Below are 1,991 nucleotides of genomic sequence, written 5' to 3' on the forward strand. Positions count from 1 at the left end.
GGGTGTGCGCCGTGAAAAGGTGGCGCTTTCCAGCGGGTGCAAGCCCCGCCCGGCAACCGCTCCAGCCGGAAGCAACCGGAGCAGCTATGGAGGCAACGAAGTGGCTGAAGCCTTCGGTGATGCGTGTCACAAATTGGTGACAGCGCGAGTGTGCAGGCCGTAACGCGAGTGAACGCCGAGCAAACCTCGAAAAGGTCGATGCGCAGGCCGACCCGACAACCCTATCGGGGAAGGTTGATACGGCTGGGTGAATGAGCAGGCTGGACGCCCAGTCGCTGCGCCGGGGTAGTGGCGACAGCATGTACACAAGGAAAGCGTATGCAACACGGGAAGTCCCTTGGCGTGGTCAGGGATGACCAACCGGACGCCCGCGAGGGACAGGCCGGGCGCCTTGGGATGACGGAGAGGCCCGTATTACCGTTGAAGCCGGTGTAATGCTGGTGGAGGGAAGGGGCCTCAGTTCAAGACAGACGCAATACGTAGTGAGGACGTGGAGATTGGGCAACCTATCAACTCCGATTCGTGTTCAGAAACTGCAGATGGCGTTACACGCGAAAGCGAAGGCAGAAGCCGGGTACCGCTTCTACGCTCTGTACGACAAGATCTATCGCGAGGATGTGCTGGCGCATGCGTACGCTCAGTGTCGCTCAAACAGGGGCGCGCCGGGTGTCGATCGGCAGGACTTCGCAGAGGTCGAAGCGTACGGGGTGCAGAAGTGGCTCGGCGAACTGGCGCTTGCGCTCAGGCAGGAGACTTACCGGCCGGACCCTATCAGAAGAGTGTTTATCCCGAAGGCCAATGGCAAGCTGAGGCCGCTGGGCATCTCGACCCTGCGGGATCGGGTGTGCATGACAGCAGCAATGCTGGTGCTCGAACCGATCTTCGAAGCGGACCTTCCGCCAGAGCAGTACGCTTACCGGCCGGGGCGAAATGCCCAGCAAGCGGTAATCGAGGTGGAGGAGCGGCTGCATCGAGGGCAAACGGATGTCATTGACGCCGACCTCGCGGACTACTTCGGAAGTATTCCCCACGCCGAATTGATGTTGTCGCTCGCGCGACGCATCGTTGATCGGCGTGTGCTGCATCTGATCAGGATGTGGCTGGAATGCCCCGTTGAAGAAACCGATACCCGAGGCCGGAAGACACGCACGACGGAGGCCAGAGATAGCAGGCGCGGCATTCCGCAGGGGTCTCCCATCTCACCACTGCTGGCGAATATCTACATGCGTCGGTTTGTGCTGGCATGGAAGAAGCTCGGACTTCCGCGCAGTCTTGGCAGTCGCATCGTGACCTATGCGGATGATCTTGTGATCCTGTGCAAACAAGGCAAGGCCGAAGAGGCGTTGCTGAAACTGCGCGAGATCATGGGCAAACTGAAGCTGACGGTCAACGAGGAGAAGACACGCCTCTGCAAGGTGCCGGAAGGCACATTCGACTTCCTGGGTTACACGTTTGGGCGGCTGTACTCGGCCACGACTGGGCAGGCCCGCATGGGCATGCGTCCGTCGAAGAAGAGTATCCGTCGCATGGTCGAGAAGATTCATGCGATGACTGCCCTCAAGATGGTATGGCAGGAGACCACGGAGCTGGTGGGCAAGTTGAACCGCACGCTGCGCGGCTGGGCGAACTACTTCAGTGTAGGCACGGACAGACGCGCGTATCGGGCGCTCGACAACTACACCGCTGCGCGGTTGCGTCGGTGGTTACGCAACAAGTACAAAGCCAGGCGAAGCAGGCGCGGGGGCTATCCACGCCCGCACCTCTACAAGCACTTCGGTCTTGTGCGTCTGACGGGGCCTTGGGTGTAACGTGCCGTGTACGAAGGCGTGATGTCTTGTCCGAGAGCCGGATGCGGGAGATCTGCATGTCCGGTTCGATGAGCGGGGTGTGGAAACGGGGTTAAGGCGAGGTTACTCGGGCACCGCCAGACGAAAGGGGCGGCAACAGACAAACCGAACCTACCGCTACCGCGCCACATCTCGACTCTACCG

1 protein-coding gene is annotated in these 1,991 nt (G+C 60.7%); it reads left to right on the forward strand.

Annotation, left to right across the window (positions count from 1 at the left end):
- Positions 1-434: 434 nt before the first annotated feature.
- On the forward strand, positions 435-1,808 hold the full coding sequence (gene ltrA, locus VSR34_RS37810; protein WP_342965162.1) for a group II intron reverse transcriptase/maturase: 1,374 nt from the start codon (positions 435-437) through the stop codon (positions 1,806-1,808).
- The last annotated feature ends 183 nt before the right edge of the window (positions 1,809-1,991 follow it).

The sequence above is a fragment of the Paraburkholderia sp. JHI2823 genome, from assembly GCF_038900695.1.
Taxonomy (GTDB): Bacteria; Pseudomonadota; Gammaproteobacteria; order Burkholderiales; family Burkholderiaceae; genus Paraburkholderia; species Paraburkholderia mimosarum.